This is a genomic window from Paenibacillus kribbensis (assembly GCF_002240415.1).
In the GTDB taxonomy this organism is placed as follows: domain Bacteria; phylum Bacillota; class Bacilli; order Paenibacillales; family Paenibacillaceae; genus Paenibacillus; species Paenibacillus kribbensis.
In genome coordinates, this window is sequence record NZ_CP020028.1 from 1810918 (window position 1) to 1827906 (window position 16989).

Below are 16989 nucleotides of genomic sequence, written 5' to 3' on the forward strand. Positions count from 1 at the left end.
CCTTAGTTATTTTTCCACGCCTCTGGGAGAATGAAGCCAACATATTTATTCTGGGAATGAATGTAATCCTCGAATTCCCTGGACTCATAAGCTGCTTTCAGATCCTTTGTCCACTGGGTATTTTCGTCTTTTTTATTAATGGACACAATGATACGATGCTGTTCCGGTGTATTCTCGATCTTCAAAGCATCCGTAATTTTTCTTTTGGCGCTGGCAATGTAATTCCCATTAATCACTCCAAAATCCACATCGTTTAAAGAAACCAAAATTTGGGCCGCATCCAGCACCTCAATATTAAGCTTCACGCTGTTTGGTTCAACGCTGTTCAGATTGAAATCCGTGGTTCCCGCATCGTCTTTTACTTTTACCCAACCGAGTTCTTCTAAAATCCGAATCGCACGCTCCTGATTAACCGGGTCCTGAGGAACTGCGACTGTCGAGCCGTCCTTTACTTCGTCCAGTGACTGGTGCTTTTGGGAGTACAAGCCCTGTGGTGCACCGGGGACGAATACGAGCCTGGTCATCTCCATGTTCAGTTCCTTATTAATGGATTCCATATAAGCTGTGCTTTGGAAAACACTGGCGTCAATAGAGCCTTCCTTCATGGCAGGATTGACCTGCATGCTCTGTGAGAACGTCTTGATGTTGACCTTGTATCCTTTCTTCTCCAGAATCGGTAGAATACCTTGTCGGAATTGTTCTTCGTAATTACCTACGCCAAATCCAACAGTAATTTCTTTTTTATCTTCGCCGGGTATACTTTGTTTCCCACAAGCGCTTAGTACCAAAATGAATGCTATCCATACGATCATAAATATTTTTCTCATTCTTTCACTCCAATTCATTTCAAATTTTTTATAATTCCAATAATTTCAATGTGATTAATTAGTTCGGATATTAACACACAAAAAAGGATAACGTCAATACAATTTACAACTATATAACAAGCGTTTAGCTTCTTTTCAAAAAATTAAAATAGAATAAAAAAAGGCCCTAATTCGGGCCTACAAATAGTGGAGATTTCTGCGTATCTCCTAATCCATTATCCTTTCTGCTAAATTATCCAGGTTGCGATAGATTTACTCTTTTCGATTTTAAGCCTGACCTTGGGGAGCCAGTTTTTTTATTTATCTAAAATGAATAGTTAATTACAATATTGCAAATAGGATATCATTAAGGAAAATTTATCTAATCACAACCTGTGAATATGCCGATATTTCATCTAACATCCGAAGAAGTAATTGGTGTGTAATCATAATTCTTATCTTTAGGGAGGTGATTCTAAGGGCTGATAAATGAAGAGATAACCCGAAACAAAATTTAAATTGAGATGGAGGCGTATTATATGTTGAAAAAGAGCAAGGGTATTAAGCGTGGAGCATTACTATTATCTATTATTGTAATCATTAACCTGATTTCATTTTTATCTTTCACAGAAGCTTCAAATGCAGCAGACTCGTATCCTTACCAGGCCATGAGAATAGAAAATGTCAATAAAGGCTGGAATCTTAATATATTGGGTTACGGGGACAATTCGGAAGTCAATGTGTGGCCGACGAGAGGGGAAAGCAATGAAAGATGGAAATTTTCTACGGCAGACGGAGTATATTTTAAATTGACCAACGAAAGAACAGGGCTGCTGCTTTCTCCTTTAAATTGGTCGGTCACTGAGGGCAACCCATGTGTACTGTATCAGGATTCCAACAGGGATGAGCAACTATGGAGAATCATTGGTGTGGACAAAGATGTGAATGGTGATGATCTTACCTATCGAATTGTCAACAAGGCTAACAGCAATATGGCGCTTATGCTTAATCTTGATACAGGCAAAACCATGCTTGGTACTTATAAAGGAAACTCTACACATAAGTGGAAATTGGTTTCCGATGGACTGGTTGGCTTTGCCGGACATGCTAAAGATTTGAATGGAAAAGACAAAACAGGAACCATTGGGGGACTACTAGGTAAAACCGTATTTGTAAATACACTTGCCGAGCTCAAGGAAGCCTTGCTTGATAAAAATCCGCTTACCATTGTGATCTCCAGTAATATAGACAATGCCAATTCAGAAACCTACGATCTGAGAATAGCATCCAATAAAACCATCATCGGCTCTTATGCTGCCAACAGACTCACCGATCCACGCCTGAGAACGGATGATTATTTTAAAAAAGAAGGCGTAAGCAATAATATTATTATAAAGAATATCAATGTAGAGGTTAAAAATCGAAGAGATGTAGTAGCGATTGCGATCTATGGGTCACGGAATGTTTGGATTGATCACAGTACCTTTAGATCGAGTTTGGGTATCGACAAGGATGAGGTGGGTAAATTTGTTTGGGTTAATACCAGTACTTATACTAATACCGATCCCGACTACGTTACGCTCTCATACAACAAATTTTCTAACCGCTATTGGACGGTAGCCTTCGGCACCACGTCCTCATTAATCAGAAATAACGCCACGGTCATGTTAAATTATTTTGACTCCTGTGTACGGAGAACGCCTCAGTCTGGCAATGGCCGTCTGCATGTACTGAACAATTTAATTCAAAGAACACTGTCAAGTCGAGATGATGCCGGTTATGCTTCCATCATCGGTGGCGAGGGCGCACACGTTTACTCCGATTCCAATCGCTTTGACAACTTTAAGAAAGCATCCAGCGGATACTGGGATACAGAGATCACCATTGACCCTAAAGCTTTTGTAAAAGATGTGGGTTCCTATACCAATAAAGGAGAAGTATCCCCGGTCGCCAAGCCTTATACATTGCCCGCTCCCAATGGAGCAGCAACCTCCTTCGATCCAGGTTCAAAATATAGCTACCCGATTATAAAAGCCTATGATGCCGACGGAAATGATGTAAAAAGATTCAATATGGATTATACGGGGGCAGTTAATCATGCTTCCGCTCTAAAATATATACACTTTCCCGAATTTCAAAAATATCTGAAGTAAGATGAACGAGCACTTCTACTCTCCTTGTTAGATATACAAGATGCCGTATGAATTGCCTGTTTCCGATATGAAAGCTGGAAACAGGCTGTTTTCGATCCATTATCCCTTTTGCTTGTAAAATTCATGGTACAACTTCATCAGTGCACGCTTTTCAATCCGTGATACATACGAACGCGAAATCCCGAGCTCTCGGGCAATTTCCCGCTGTGTCCGTTCCTCTCCTCCGGCTTCCAGGCCGAATCGGCCAATCACCACTTCTTTTTCGCGCTCATCCAAAATATCCAGGTTGCGATAGATTTTACTCTTTTCGATTTTAAGCTGTACCTTATCTACTATATCGTCTGTATCGGTGCCCAGGATATCAATTAAAGTAATTTCATTGCCCTCTTTGTCCGTCCCTATAGGATCATGGAGAGATACGTCTTTGCGTGTTTTTTTCAGAGATCTTAAATGCATCAGAATTTCATTTTCTATACAGCGAGCTGCAAATGTTGCCAGCTTTGTGCCTTTTCCAGTCTGAAAGCTTTCGATGGCCTTAATCAGTCCGATGGTGCCGATGGATATGAGGTCCTCCAAATCTTCGCCTGTATTATCAAATTTTTTCACAATATGGGCCACCAGCCGCAGGTTGTGCTCAATGAGCGTGTTACGCGAATGCGCATTGCCTTCGGCGAACAGCTTTAGGTGTCGTGCTTCCTCTTTCTCGGTTAATGGCTGCGGAAAGGCGTTGTTTTTCACGTAAGAGACGAGTAACGTCAATTCCTTGATGAACAGAGCTATAGCGCTAAATAGTCCGGGCACGGATGACACCTCCTGAGGTAGTTGCGAACTTACCAGCCTTTGTTACTCACCGGGCTTGCGGTCTGTTTATTGTATGTGGGCAGGTGCCCATCCGTGCCTGTACTCCTAAAACTGCTGCATAACAATTTATGGGTCTATCCTATACGAGTACATTGCTGAAGTTTAATTTTTGTGCAATGACGCTATGAGAAAATTTGATTATACTTAAACTGCTTAAGCAGCGAAGAGCGCAATAGATTCGAGGAGGAAATTAATGATTCTAGTCAGTTCGTGTTTGGCAGGCATGAAGGTGCGGTATAACGGAACGGACAGCCTGGATGTACATATTCAGAAGTTGGTAGAGGAAAAGAAGGCTATGACGATTTGTCCTGAGCTGTTGGGGGGCTTTATGACTCCGAGAGAGCCTGCCGAAATTATTGGGGGGACGGGAGAGGATGTGCTGAACGGTACAGCCAAGGTGGTCGAATTCTCGGGCAACGATGTCAGTGATATGTACATTAGAGGTGCACACGAAGCTTTAAGCATAGCTAGAGAGATTAACGCAACCCTAATCGTTTTAAAAGAAAACAGTCCGTCCTGCGGATCAGCAGCTATCTATAATGGGGCGTTTGAAAACCGTAAAATAGCGGGTAATGGAGTAACCTCGGCTTTGCTAAAAAAAGAAGGCTTTAAGGTGATATCGGAAGAACAAATATCGGAAATCTTTTTGCATGAGGATATGTAAGGGAAAATCAAGCGTCTTGACAGCTTACAGGCTAATACACCTGCGAGCGCAAGACGCTTGTTCGTGCTGTGTGCCACTATACTATATGGACAGCACATTATTTAAGTTTTAATGCCAAAACACCTAGATATTCCTTGAGGGCTGTTGCTGTTGTAGACATGGCTCCGGCAGACGGCGAGAGCTTGGCGGCATACAGTGACAGATTTTCACTCGCCAGATAATCAGTCGGATAAGGTGTGACCTGCATGCCTGCACGCTGAAATTCCAGTGCAGCACGTGGCATATGGAAAGCGGAGGTCACCAGTATGGGTTTTGTGAGCTGATGCTGTTTCAAAATTTGAGCTGTAAAAGCGGCATTTTGCTGTGTATTCAAGGAACGGTTTTCGATCAGGATATCCTGGGCCGGAATACCGAGTCCGAGAAGCTGCCTTTGCGCAATATCCGCTTCATTACCACTGTCGCCAAACACTTGCCCGCCGGAAAAAAGAATGGGTAAGCCTGTTGCTTCGTGCAACCGGGCCGCAGTGAGTAGCCGATTGGCCGCAGAGCCCAGCAGATTGCCTTGGCCATTGATGTCCGGTGTTCCTTCTGTGGCTCCGCCTCCCAGCACGACAATGACATCCCCTTGAACGGTGCGAGGCTGTGGATACTGCTTTTCCAGACTGCTGATTAGCAAATCTCCAACCCAATTGGTGGAGGAAGCATATAGCAGCAATGTGACCACGAGCAGCACGACAGCAGGTTTACGTGAACGTTGCCACAGCCAGACTACAAGCCCAGCCATGATGAGAATAAACAAACCGGGAGGGAGCACGAAGCTGTACAAAAATTTGATGATATAAATCAAGTGCAGACAACCTCCTATCCTTATAAGCTCTATCTTTCTTTTTGGTATATTGTAACATAGGCAAATGCATGGATTCCTCTACTCAAAGACCGCGCAGGAGTCATAGCTAAGTCAGCCATGGCCCCGGTTGATTAACTCATTCAATTTGTTGAAGGGGTTTCCTCCCTGGGGTGTTGGTTAAGATTAAGATATGGATGACAGCATACAACCTAACAAAGAAAGGAGCAGCAGACCATGTCACGCAAATTGTTGATTACGGGAGCGGCGGGTACAATTGGGAAAGTATTGTATGAAGGGCTGAAGCGTGAAGGAAAATATGAGATCACCGCAGCTGACTTGAAGAGGGATGAAGAGGCTGGAATTGTCGAAATGGACATACATGATGTCGCACGACTGGATGAGCTGACACGTGGGGTGGATACGGTATTGCATTTTGCATGGATCAAGGATGAAGGGGATTTCCTCGGCAAAGTACTGTCTGGCAATGTAAGCGGAGCCTATAAGCTGTATGAAGCGGCGATACAAAATGGGGTAAAGCGTATTATTTTCGCCAGCTCCAATCATGCGACAGGATTTTATAAAGTGGGTGAGATCATCGATGTGGAAGACCCCTACCGACCGGACAGTTTTTATGGCTTGAGTAAGTGCTACATTGAGCTGTTGGGCCGATTGTATGCTGATCAGGGTAAAATATCCTCATTTAACATTCGTATTGGCAATTTCCCCGGGGATGACCGGCCTCATTCGGAGCGTGCCGCGCATATTTGGATTTCCGAACGCGATATGCTCCATCTGACCGTCTGTTGTATTGAGGCCCGCTCGGAGATGAGCTATCTTAATTTGTACGGCACATCCGCCAACACGGATAATTATTATGACATCGGCTACCTGGAAGAGCTAATCGGGTATAAGCCGCAGGATAATGCCGCTGGGCTGCTGGAGCAGGCGAAGATGACCGGATTTCGGGTGAAACAGGACGAGACCGCTTTTCAGGGTGGACAAAAGGAATAGAGTAAGGCGCCTATCTGGCGCCCTATATTACACAATACTTCACAAATATCCGAATTGTTCACTACTTGGGACACTCCTTTGTTCACGAAGCATGCAAGGATTCACTTTCCATTTTGAATGCGCTTACATAAAATAAGGTCATACGACGGCGGTGCCGCAAACCATGCTGTCGGTAAACATATACAGAGGGGGAGTGACTCACATTGAATCAACCTTTACCTAAGAGTTCCGCAATGCTTGCCACAGATTCCCGTCTGGACGAGAGGAGGCTGGCAAGCGGCAGGAAAAAAGGATTTTTCCATGAATTGATCCGCAATCGGATATTATTTCTGATGCTGCTGCCGACCTTGGTGTTTTTCTTCATTAACTCTTACATTCCAATGGTGGGTATCTATTATGCATTTACCCAGTTTGACTTCAATACCAGCTTGTTCGATGCCAAGTTTGTCGGACTTCAGAATTTTCAATTTCTATGGCAATCCGGCACGCTGACGAAGTTGACATTGAATACGGTCGGATACAACGCAGCATTTATTTTATTGGGCAACGTGTTAGCGATTGTTCTCGCTATTTTGCTGAATGAGCTGCGGGGGCGTTACTTTAAAAAGATCGCTCAATCCGTGATGTTCCTGCCTTATTTTGTTTCTTTCGTTATTCTGAGCGTTATCGTGTATAACATATTTAATTATGACAATGGCTTTCTGAATACGCTGCTGCTGCAACTTGGTGGTGAACGTGTGGATGTATACAACAAACCGTGGGTGTGGATTTTCCTGATTATCCTGTTCTATCTGTGGAAAAATCTCGGTTACAGCATGGTAATCTACCTGGCAGCGATAACGGGGATCAGTGACGAATATTATGAGGCGGCAAAAATGGACGGTGCCAACATTTTTCAGCGAATCTGGTACATTACCGTCCCTATGCTCAAATCGACGTTCGTCGTGCTGCTGCTATTTGCGCTCGGCAGTATTATGAAAGGACAATTCGATCTATTTTATCAATTAATCGGCAACAATGGGGTGCTGTACAATACGACGGATATTTTGGACACTTATGTGTACCGTTCGTTGAAGGTAACCTTTGACGTGGGCATGGCTTCGGCCGCAGGCGTGTATCAGTCCTTGTTCGGCTTTGTACTGATCATGACTGTGAACTATATCATCCGCAAGCTGAACGACGAATACGCCTTATTCTAGAAAGGAGGACCCAAACGGATGGCGATCAAAGAGGATGCATACACTCGACTTTTTAAAATAATCTCTTATGCGGTTATCATTATTGCTTCTATTGCTTGTTTACTCCCGTTTTTACTTATTATTTCGGCTTCACTGACCAGTAATGAGTCGATTATCAGGGATGGATATCACTTTATTCCACAGCAATTCTCGCTGGAAGGATACCGGACGGTGTTCACCTTTCCAGAAGAGGTGCTGCGGGCATACGGAGTAACGATTTTTACCACTGTCGTAGGCACGACGCTCGGCCTGTTCCTGATGACCATGGCAGGCTATGTGCTGGCACGCAAAGATTTTAAATACCGGAACGCATTTTCATTTTATATTTACTTTACGACGCTGTTCGGGGGCGGGCTAGTACCCTGGTACATTATGCTGACGAAGTATTTAGGGCTGCTTGATACGTATACGGTGCTTATTTTTCCGGGATTAATGACTCCGTTTCTGATCATTTTGATGAAGAACTTCATTCGTTCCTCCATGCCGGAAGAGCTGTTCGAGTCCGCTAAAATTGACGGTGCGGGTGATTTTAAAATCTACTATCGGATTGTGCTGCCTTTATCTACGCCGGGCATTGCCACTGTCGGACTGTTTTTGGCCCTGGCTTACTGGAATGACTGGTTCTCATCCTCACTCTTTATTAATGATCCGCATAAATACCAATTGCAATATTATCTGTATAATGTAATCAACTCCATGCAATTTATTGCCCAAATGGGGGCAGGTACCGGCGTATCTCTCTCCAACGACATGCCGACCGAGTCGACCAAAATGGCAATGGCTATCGTGGTTACCGGGCCCATTTTACTGCTGTATCCGTTCATTCAGCGTTACTTTGTCAAGGGCCTGACCATTGGCGCGGTAAAAGGCTAAGGCGTCATTCATGGACTGGGATGGCATGACGTGCCGACGTTGTGCCATCTTAAGCAGCACTTTTTGTAAGCGTTTTATTTAAACAGACAGCCATTTCAAAAGGAGGATTCACATGACATTTACAAAGAAAAGAAAACAACGCATGTCCATCCTGATTGCAGCAATGGTCATCATGGCGCTATTGGCCGGATGCGGAGGAGGTAGCGGGAACAGCGCGCAAAAGGCAAGCGGAGAGGATGATAAATCCCAAAAAGTACAGCTGCAATTTTATATGCTGGGTGATGCTCCAAAGGATCTGCCAGCCGTTGAAGCTGAGATTAATAAAATGGCGGAAAAAGATCTGAATGCTACCGTCAAATTTAACTATACGACGTGGACGGACTGGGACCAGAAGTATAAGCTGCTGTTGTCTTCCGGTCAGCCGATTGACCTGATCTTCACTGCAGACTGGACGCAGTATCAGGCCTATGCCAAGAAAGGCGCGTTCCTTCCGCTTGATGATTTGCTCCCGAAGGCCGCGCCTGCCCTGCAAAAATTTGTGCCCCAGGACATGTGGGATGGCGTTAAAATCGGGGGCAAAATTTACACCGTGCCCGGCACATACAAGGAGTATGTAACCAACGGATTTGTATGGCGTGAGGACTTACGCGAGAAGTATAACCTGCCTAAGCCTACGGATATCAAGAGCTACGAGGCTTATATGGATGGTATCCGCCAGCATGAACCTAATATGAAGCCGGTTTCTCTGAATAGCGATATTAAAGGGAACCTGCATGATCGCTATTCCGAATTGGTAACCAAAAGTGTGGGAGCTCTGCCATATGGCATCGGTATCAAGTATGAAAAACCAACAGAGGTTTACAAGTATTGGGGATCGGATGAGCAGAAAGAAGAGCTGAATACCTATAAACGCTGGGCTGAAAAAGGATTCATTCCTAAAAATGTACTGAACGTAAAGGATACGCTTCAGGATCAAGTGACTTCCGGTAAAGCTGCGAGTATTTTTGGTGACAATCCTACCCGGTTTAATGATATGGTCATTAAGCTCAAAGCGTCTCACCCGGACTGGAAGCTCGAATATTATCCGTTCCCGCTGACGACGGGTTTTGCAACTCCGGTGCATCCGATTCATAACGGCTTTGCGATTCCAAAAAGCAGTCCTAATCCGGCGCGCGCATTGGCCTTTTATGAAAAGCTTGTGACGGACAAACGCTACAACCTGCTCACACAATACGGTATTGAAGGCAAGAACTATGAAGTCAAAGATGGTTACTATCAATTGATAGGTAATGGCAGCACGAACGGTTTTTCACGGGAAGGCATGAACAGCTGGGCTTGGCGTAATCCGGAGTACATGCTGTTTGATTCAGGCTTTGATCGTGTGAAGAAGATTTTTGCCGAGCTGGATAAAATCCAGAAGCCTGATCTGTTTACCGGCTTTGCAGAGGATTATACGACCTATCAAGCTGAAAAAGCGGCCTTGGAGCAGGTTGAGAAGCAGTATCTGTATCCGCTCGAAGCTGGATTGATTGACAATGTGGATCAAGGTTTGCAGACCTTCATGCAAAAGGCAAACCAAGCTGGCCTGGAGAAAATCCAGACGGAATACACCAAACAATGGGAAGCCTACGTGAAGGAGAAGGGCATTAAATAGTTTGGCAAGGTGAGCGAGATTTCAAAAGTTGTTGGGATAGCAAGAAGAAAAGCAAGTCTCCAGAAAGTTGGAGGCTTGCTTTTTTGATATCAGACGTTCCGTTCTTGGAGCGGTCGCATACAGCACCTGACTATGCCTCGTTTATTGCGCATTCGCTTTAGAACGACGGAAATCTGTCGGCGTTACGCCCAAACTGCGCTTGAACATGCGGTGAAAATAAGAGCTGCTCGCAAATCCGGTTTGCTCTGCCACGTCAGCCACCGACCAGTCAGTCTGCTCCAGCAGCTCACAGGCTTTGCGAATGCGCAGCTGATGAATGACGTCTACGATGGTGGACATCGTTTGTTGCTTATATAGCCTGCTGACATAGATCGGCGACATATCCAGCTCTTCCGCAATCTGATTGAGACAAAAGTCGGGATCAGCATAAGCTTGCTCAATTCGTTCATTAACTTGTCGTACCAGTCGTTCCTGCTTCGTATTTCGTTTATCCGCCAGACTAGAGCGAACATGATCAAAGACCAGTTGGTAATGCTCTATAAGATCCACTGCGGTCTCTAATCGATCCGGGGATGGTAATTCAGGGTTGGATTCCACTGCAAATCCATTGCGCTCGCTCATATGCCGAACGGCATTATTGACACTCATGATGAGCCGGGATATCGCTACCTTAACGGTGGAAAACGGATATTCCTCCATCTGCATCAGCAAATCTTTCAACATGCTGTGAGCATCCTCAGTATGACCGGATAGCAGCGTATCGAGCATTTTCTTTTCCTTATCCGCCGGGTATACGTAAGTATTCTGCACATCTTCGTCTGTTGTGTTCTGTGCGTTAATAATGCAGCCATGGCCGCGAAAGAATCGGTGCATAGATGCTTCCTGCACCTGACGGTACAGCAAATGCAGCCGATCCGGCTGGCTCGTGATGGCGCTATAGGTGAGCGATACACTCAGCTTCAAATATTCAAAGCAGGCTTCGCGTATTTGGCGCAATAAGGTTTCCAGCAGTACCGGGTCTGTATACTCCGCGGGATCAAGAATATTGAGCATCAGCAGGATGCTGTCCTCGTCCATATCAACGGTTTCCACCCGGTACGTCTGCCCGCATATTTCAGAAGCAATATTCATAATGGCAAATTTATAGGGGAGAAGATCAGGGCCGCGTTCGTTTTGCCATCGGGCATACTCATCAATCCGCAATAGTACAAGACGGTAGTCTTTGTCGAACTGGAATGTAATTCCAAGCTCACGCAGCCGTTCTTGTTCTTTTCCGCCAGGTAGCAATTGAATACCCCGGATAATATTCTGTAAAATGTTTTGCCGAATCGTGTACATACTGTTGCGTTTCTCCGATTCCAGCGAATTCATATGAATAACAATCTGCCCAATAGGCGTATACAGCATTTTGGACAGCAGCCACGAAGCCACAAAGCCTGCGAGTGCAATGATGGCGGCTATCAGGAGCATGGCATTACGAATGACACTCGCCATTTTGATAACGCTTTCATATGGGGTGACACTAATATACTGCCAGCCTAGACCATCCGGAGAGGTGTAGGAAATAAGTGATCTTTTACCATGAAAGTCTTCTACAAAATAGCCTGTTTCCTGCTTTTTGACTCGTGTGTGCAGCCAAAGCTGCTCTTTTTCGTTCAAAGCTTCTTCTGTCAGTGTTGCACCGGACAACAGTCTGCTTTGATCATCCAAAATATAAGCAGTTCCACCTGAGGCCGGGCTTTCCGCCATTTCCTTGTTCATCCAGGACGCAGACACATTCACAATCACGGCCGAATTCATGGCTTCATTTGAGCTGATTGCGTCATAGCATAAATACGTATAAGCTGCGATATGTGTGCTTGCTTGCTCTGCTCCAGCCACGGAGTCTGAGGCAGATAGCAGCGGATACGTGCGTGGGATCGGTGTGAATGGTTTATAGTCCTGGTAATGATCCAGTACCCGAATGATATCTGTGTCCACCAGCTCATTTTTGCTGAATAACCCATTTTGGCCTCGTGAGGATGCGATATAGAAGGTTCCACTCCTCGGATTATACACATAGATGGATTCAATATACGGCATCGAATTGAGATAATTATTTAATTCAGTCATGGCAGCGGTTACATCATATACATTGGGCTTGGGATAATACAGCAACTTGGACAGGGTACTGCTGCGATACATTTGAAACGCCAGTGATTGAGCGATAGATGTCATGTTAATGACCTCTTTGCTTCTCAATGTCAAGCTGCCGTGATTGGCCTCGAACGCCTGCTCCTTTTCCACCCGAATATAGTAGAAATAATACACAGTGGTAGATACCAGCAACGTTAGCGTGATACATAATGTGATGCTGATCAGCAATTTGCTGTGAAGCTTGTGATGCTTTTTGAAATTGCTCATGTGGAGAGGCCTCCTGTCTGTGTGCACATAGCTGTACAGTACACCCTATTTATGTATTCATTATACGTATGTTGCTGTGAACAGGACAGTGAACAAACCGATTTTTTGTGAAAAATCGTGACTTTTTCGTAAAAAGGCCGGGAACACCTTACGCAGATTGGACCTGCGTCGGTTCCCGGCCAGGTTGTCAGTTCAGACGAAAGAACGAAAGCTGACGGTAGTGGAATCAGTTAGGGAATTGCACGTTGCCTTTAACGATATAGGCTCCGCCTGAGCCATTTTCCGCTAGAGCTGGAATGGTATCGTTCAGTACGACACCCCGAATGTCCGTAATCCGGATTTTGAGAGGCTGGTTGCCTAAATTATTGCCCAAAAAGTGGTTGTAGTCCTGTTTTTCAAGATTGAGCCATTGTCCGTTCTGTAGGACCTCCATTTTCAAGACCGGGTATTTATGATTGCGTACTTGAATGGCTGCCCACCATCTGCTGCTGCCTTCTTTAATGCGGTAGGAGACATTGCCGGTAACCGGAGCCTTGACAACCTTCCACGAAATATTGATTTTTCCATCAATTTGATTGCCGATTTGGCTGAAAGCATTTGGAGACAGATCAAGCGCGCCGCTTGGACCTTCAGGATAAAGATCCGTTACATATACGGTTGTTTTCCCTTTGGGGCCTTGAACTTCCAGATAGGCGCCGGCTAATGCAGCCTTGATTCCGTTATAATTCAGCTGGGTGGGGTTCAGAGCTGTAATTTTGGCGTCCGAAGGAATGGGATCAAGCAATAATGCCCCTCCCGAGTAACCTGATCCTGTATAGGTAGCATATCCCGTGTATGTATCATTCCAGGCTGCCGAAGCGGGAAGTGCAAATAAAACAAGACTGAGCAACGATGCCACACCGACGGTTTTAAACTTGCGGAGCGCAGACTTTTTTTGCATAATCATTTCCTCCTTGTTCAATTAATAGATTTATATAGTAAATATAAACACTATATTACCTAATATTTCAAATTACACAATAGGCCTTTAAGGCAAAAAAATATATGTAAAATATTTGTCACATGGGCATAGGCCATATGGCTTGTTTTTTGAGAAGTGGCTAAACTGTGCTTTTTTTCGCAGACTGGGTATAAAACAGGTGGTAGACTCAGAAAGATGTAGCATGATAACAGAAGGTAGAGATAACTGGAGAACGATAAGCATTAAGAGGAGGTCTTTGAGTATGGGAACAAATGTCTTTTATGTACCGCCAGTAAACTTAATGGGAAGCGGCTGTCTTGGGGATCTGGGACCGTTATTGCAAGAGAGAGGATTTTTGAAAGCGCTTATCGTGACAGATAAATGGTTGCGCCGAAACGGGATTGCAGATCGGGTAATCGCTGTGCTGGAGCAGCATAGAATTCCATATATGGTGTATGACGGAGTCCAGCCTAACCCTACCTGTGGCAATGTTCACGAAGGTGTTAAGGTATTTCAGGATCATAAATGTGATGTTCTCGTCTCGGTGGGAGGCGGATCGCCTCAGGATGTAGCCAAAGCTATTGGCATCATTGTTACAAACGGAGGACATATTTCAGAATATGAAGGCGTTCACAAATCCAAGCACCCATCCGTTCCGATTGTGGCGGTGAATACAACCGCTGGGACTTCCAGCGAGGTCACAATTAACTATGTCATTACCGATGAGAAGCGCAAGATCAAAATGGTTATGGTTGATAAAAACAGTTTGGCTTCCATCTCTGTCAATGATCCTGAATTAATGGTGGGAAAACCGGCTGAATTAACTGCAGCAACAGGTATGGATGCGCTTACACATGCGATTGAGGCACTGGTTACTCCTGGAGCCTATCCGGTTACGGATGCCACAGCGTTAGCTGCTGTCGAGCTTATATTCCGTTATTTGCCTCTAGCTGTGGAGAACGGTCAAAATCTCGAAGCCCGGGAAAAGCTTGTATACGCTGTTTTTCTGGGGGGAATGGCCTTCAATAACGCGGGCTTGGGATATGTACATGCGATGGCCCACCAGCTCGGTGGTATGTACGATCTTCCGCATGGCGTGTGTAATGCGATGCTGCTGCCCTATGTACAGGAGGCCAATGCACAGCATGTTCCCCGTAAATTCAGACCCATCGCTAAGGCGATCGGCTTTTCTATCACAGGGCGAACTGACGAGGAATGCGCTGAGTTTGTTGTGGATGCCATCCGTAGTTTATCCCAGGAGGTCGGAATCCCGAAACGTTTGTCTGAGCTGGGAGTAACTGATCCGGACCTCAATCTGTTAGCAGACCATGCGATGAAAGATGCATGTGCAGCTAGTAATCCATTTCAACCGACCAAAGAAGAAGTTATTGCTCTGTTTCAAAAAATACTTTAAAGCGTATGTTTGTGCTGAAACGCGAATATTTGGACTGGGACTTTTGGACGATGTCCTTTAAATAGAATAAGCGAACTATTGTTCTCCTTTTGTTTGTCGTATACAATCGAATCATGCTGATTCAAATAGAGTATTGTTGAACTCTGTTGTATGCTGCAACGAAAGGATGTTATGCACCATGATGGGAAGAGCCCATTTGATTATTGGAACCGGGGTCTCCCTGTCGGTATTAGCTTTGAGTGGACACGAAGTGGCTCCAGCTGCCGTGGTTGCTGCTGTGGTCGGTTCACTGTTGCCGGATATTGACGAACCTAATTCGATGCTTGTGAGTCGTGCATTGCCTACGAAAATGCTTAGACTCGTGCAGCTTCTGATGATTGGGGCTGCCGGCTGGGTATTTTTTACCCGTATGGCCCCGCCGCCATGGAATCTTGTTCTGGCTTTGCTGATGATCAGCGCTTCTTTTATGCCTTCACGATCCATGCGCAAGGTCATTATCTTTTTAATTGGTATCGGCTTAGCATGGTACGGGGAAGCATATGCGCCGTGGAATTACATTGCCGGGTGTCTGCTGATTATTTGTACACTTGTCCCGCACCGGGGCTTAACACACACGGTGTACGGAACAGCGGCATGGACTGCGTTGCTGTACGGTACGACCCGTTTGCATGGGGACAGCATATGGCTGGCCGGAGGTATGGCGTACTTGCTGCATTTGCTGGCTGATTCCTTGACGAATAACGGCATTAAACCTTTGCCGCCGTTCAAATGGAAGCTACGGTTTAGGCTGATGAGCACCGGAACCCGCAAGGGGGCGAAGGTAGAGAGCATCTGCATTGCTTTAACGACCGTGCTCGTTATTATTGCTTTGCTTCGCTATAAGCATTTAATTTGAGACTTCCATTCTGTAACTCCATCAAATCAAAAAAAACAGTCAATGCACGTGCAACGTGTTTTGACTGTTTTTAATAGGATTGAACTCTCTATTACCCCTTATGCGCGCTCAATAATGGTATTCAGCGTGGTACGATCCAGATTTTGTACCAGCTTGACGATCAGCTCTTTGGCTGCATCGTAATCATCGGTGTGAATAATAGAAGAGGAAGTATGAATGTATCGTCCGCAAATGCCAATGACGGTGGAGGGTACGCCAATTCCGCTCAAGTGCACCTGACCTGCATCTGTTCCCCCTGTAGAAATGAAATATTGATATTTGATTTTGTGCGTTTCCGCCATGTCCTGTACATATTCTACGATCCCGCGATGTGTAATCATACCTGGATCAAATACCCGCAGCAGGGCGCCTTTGCCAAGCTGCCCATATGTATTCGGATCTCCGCCCATATCGTTGGCAGCACTGCAATCCAGTGCAAAGAAAATGTCCGGCTGAATCAGATGGGCCGCTGTGCGTGCACCGCGCAGTCCCACTTCCTCCTGAACCGTAGCTCCTGCATACAACGTATTAGGAAGTTTGTTCTTTTCCTTATGTAATGCCTCCAGCAGTTCAATCGCCAAGCCCACACCGTAGCGGTTATCCCATGCTTTAGCCATGATTTTTTTGGGATTCGCGAGTGGCGTGAATTCACAGATCGGTACAATGGCCGTTCCAGGTACGATCCCCAGATTTTGCGCTTCCTGACGGCTGTCTACGCCGATATCCAGATACATAAGCTTGATGTCCATAGGCTTGCTGCGTTGAGATTCATCCAGCAAATGGGGCGAGACAGAGCCAACTACACCGATGACTGGCCCATTAGGAGTCAGCACCTGCAGACGCTGTGACATGATGGCCTGACTCCACCAGCCTCCAACCGGCTGAAAACGAATCATTCCATTTTCCGTAATCCCGTTCACGATAAATCCGACCTCATCCAGATGGCCTGCGACCATCACACGGGGTCCGCTCTCTTCACCGCGCAGAACACCAAAAAGACTGCCCAGCCGATCTTGCACGATTTCGTCTGTATAACCGGATATCCGCTCTTTCACCCATGCCCGCAGCTCTCGCTCATGGCCCGGAATGGACGGAAACTCCGTTAAGGTTTTAAACAATTCCAATGTTTTTGCTTCCATGTTGCATACCTCACTCCTTATTAATTAACCA

14 protein-coding genes are annotated in these 16989 nt (G+C 45.4%); 8 read left to right on the forward strand and 6 right to left on the reverse strand.

All coding sequences use genetic code 11. From position 1 onward, the window contains the following. Nucleotides 1-2: 2 nt before the first annotated feature. A complete protein-coding gene (locus B4V02_RS08065; protein WP_094154411.1) occupies nucleotides 3-827 on the reverse strand; it encodes a MetQ/NlpA family ABC transporter substrate-binding protein in 825 nt (274 codons plus the stop codon). 518 nt (nucleotides 828-1345) lie between these two features. Here B4V02_RS08065 and B4V02_RS08070 point away from each other — a divergent pair. Then, entirely contained in the window at nucleotides 1346-2959 is a 1614-nt protein-coding gene (locus B4V02_RS08070) for an RICIN domain-containing protein (RefSeq protein WP_094154412.1), read from the forward strand. Between the two features lie 99 nt (nucleotides 2960-3058). Here B4V02_RS08070 and sigK read toward each other — a convergent pair whose 3' ends face one another. Beyond that, nucleotides 3059-3760 (reverse strand): RNA polymerase sporulation sigma factor SigK, encoded by a 702-nt coding sequence (gene sigK, locus B4V02_RS08075; protein ID WP_007431325.1) that lies wholly within the window; start codon nucleotides 3758-3760, stop codon nucleotides 3059-3061. 253 nt (nucleotides 3761-4013) lie between these two features. On the opposite strand from sigK, the gene B4V02_RS08080 reads away from it, so the two are divergent. Continuing rightward, nucleotides 4014-4484 (forward strand): 2-thiouracil desulfurase family protein, encoded by a 471-nt coding sequence (locus B4V02_RS08080; RefSeq protein WP_007431324.1) that lies wholly within the window; start codon nucleotides 4014-4016, stop codon nucleotides 4482-4484. A gap of 97 nt (nucleotides 4485-4581) precedes the next feature. On the opposite strand, the gene B4V02_RS08085 is transcribed toward B4V02_RS08080, so the two are convergent. After that, on the reverse strand, nucleotides 4582-5331 hold the full coding sequence (locus tag B4V02_RS08085; protein WP_094154413.1) for a YdcF family protein: 750 nt from the start codon (nucleotides 5329-5331) through the stop codon (nucleotides 4582-4584). 234 nt (nucleotides 5332-5565) lie between these two features. Between B4V02_RS08085 and B4V02_RS08090 the strand changes: the two genes are divergently transcribed. The 4 genes from B4V02_RS08090 to B4V02_RS08105 all read left to right on the forward strand — a co-directional run bounded on the left by B4V02_RS08090 (nucleotide 5566) and on the right by B4V02_RS08105 (nucleotide 10107). Then, nucleotides 5566-6342, forward strand: coding sequence for an NAD-dependent epimerase/dehydratase family protein (locus tag B4V02_RS08090; RefSeq protein ID WP_094154414.1), 777 nt, complete (start codon nucleotides 5566-5568; stop codon nucleotides 6340-6342). Between the two features lie 203 nt (nucleotides 6343-6545). After that, on the forward strand, nucleotides 6546-7541 hold the full coding sequence (locus B4V02_RS08095; RefSeq protein ID WP_094154415.1) for an ABC transporter permease: 996 nt from the start codon (nucleotides 6546-6548) through the stop codon (nucleotides 7539-7541). An 18-nt stretch (nucleotides 7542-7559) separates the two neighbouring features. Beyond that, on the forward strand, nucleotides 7560-8453 hold the full coding sequence (locus B4V02_RS08100; protein WP_094154416.1) for a carbohydrate ABC transporter permease: 894 nt from the start codon (nucleotides 7560-7562) through the stop codon (nucleotides 8451-8453). 112 nt (nucleotides 8454-8565) lie between these two features. Further along, complete coding sequence (locus B4V02_RS08105) at nucleotides 8566-10107, forward strand: extracellular solute-binding protein (RefSeq protein ID WP_094154417.1); 1542 nt, start codon at nucleotides 8566-8568, stop codon at nucleotides 10105-10107. A 141-nt stretch (nucleotides 10108-10248) separates the two neighbouring features. Here B4V02_RS08105 and B4V02_RS08110 read toward each other — a convergent pair whose 3' ends face one another. Both B4V02_RS08110 and exlX read right to left on the reverse strand, forming a co-directional pair. After that, nucleotides 10249-12510 (reverse strand): AraC family transcriptional regulator, encoded by a 2262-nt coding sequence (locus tag B4V02_RS08110; protein WP_094154418.1) that lies wholly within the window; start codon nucleotides 12508-12510, stop codon nucleotides 10249-10251. Between the two features lie 226 nt (nucleotides 12511-12736). Next, nucleotides 12737-13450 carry an expansin ExlX gene (exlX, locus tag B4V02_RS08115; RefSeq protein WP_094154419.1) on the reverse strand — a complete coding sequence of 238 codons (714 nt, stop codon included), beginning with the start codon at nucleotides 13448-13450 and terminating at the stop codon, nucleotides 12737-12739. 283 nt (nucleotides 13451-13733) lie between these two features. On the opposite strand from exlX, the gene B4V02_RS08120 reads away from it, so the two are divergent. Continuing rightward, nucleotides 13734-14885, forward strand: a complete 1152-nt coding sequence (locus B4V02_RS08120; protein ID WP_094154420.1) for an iron-containing alcohol dehydrogenase — start codon at nucleotides 13734-13736, stop codon at nucleotides 14883-14885. A gap of 178 nt (nucleotides 14886-15063) precedes the next feature. Then, nucleotides 15064-15780 (forward strand): metal-dependent hydrolase, encoded by a 717-nt coding sequence (locus tag B4V02_RS08125; RefSeq protein WP_094154421.1) that lies wholly within the window; start codon nucleotides 15064-15066, stop codon nucleotides 15778-15780. Between the two features lie 98 nt (nucleotides 15781-15878). On the opposite strand, the gene B4V02_RS08130 is transcribed toward B4V02_RS08125, so the two are convergent. Further along, on the reverse strand, nucleotides 15879-16958 hold the full coding sequence (locus tag B4V02_RS08130; RefSeq protein ID WP_007431313.1) for a M42 family metallopeptidase: 1080 nt from the start codon (nucleotides 16956-16958) through the stop codon (nucleotides 15879-15881). Nucleotides 16959-16989: the final 31 nt, after the last annotated feature.

Coding starts and splice junctions, on each gene's coding strand:
- B4V02_RS08065 (WP_094154411.1), bottom strand. CDS start 827: ATGAGAAAAATATTTATGATCGTATGGATAGCATTCATTTTGGTACTA.
- B4V02_RS08070 (WP_094154412.1), top strand. CDS start 1,346: ATGTTGAAAAAGAGCAAGGGTATTAAGCGTGGAGCATTACTATTATCT.
- B4V02_RS08080 (WP_007431324.1), top strand. CDS start 4,014: ATGATTCTAGTCAGTTCGTGTTTGGCAGGCATGAAGGTGCGGTATAAC.
- B4V02_RS08090 (WP_094154414.1), top strand. CDS start 5,566: ATGTCACGCAAATTGTTGATTACGGGAGCGGCGGGTACAATTGGGAAA.
- B4V02_RS08100 (WP_094154416.1), top strand. CDS start 7,560: ATGGCGATCAAAGAGGATGCATACACTCGACTTTTTAAAATAATCTCT.
- B4V02_RS08105 (WP_094154417.1), top strand. CDS start 8,566: ATGACATTTACAAAGAAAAGAAAACAACGCATGTCCATCCTGATTGCA.
- B4V02_RS08110 (WP_094154418.1), bottom strand. CDS start 12,510: ATGAGCAATTTCAAAAAGCATCACAAGCTTCACAGCAAATTGCTGATC.
- exlX (WP_094154419.1), bottom strand. CDS start 13,450: ATGCAAAAAAAGTCTGCGCTCCGCAAGTTTAAAACCGTCGGTGTGGCA.
- B4V02_RS08120 (WP_094154420.1), top strand. CDS start 13,734: ATGGGAACAAATGTCTTTTATGTACCGCCAGTAAACTTAATGGGAAGC.
- B4V02_RS08125 (WP_094154421.1), top strand. CDS start 15,064: ATGATGGGAAGAGCCCATTTGATTATTGGAACCGGGGTCTCCCTGTCG.
- B4V02_RS08130 (WP_007431313.1), bottom strand. CDS start 16,958: ATGGAAGCAAAAACATTGGAATTGTTTAAAACCTTAACGGAGTTTCCG.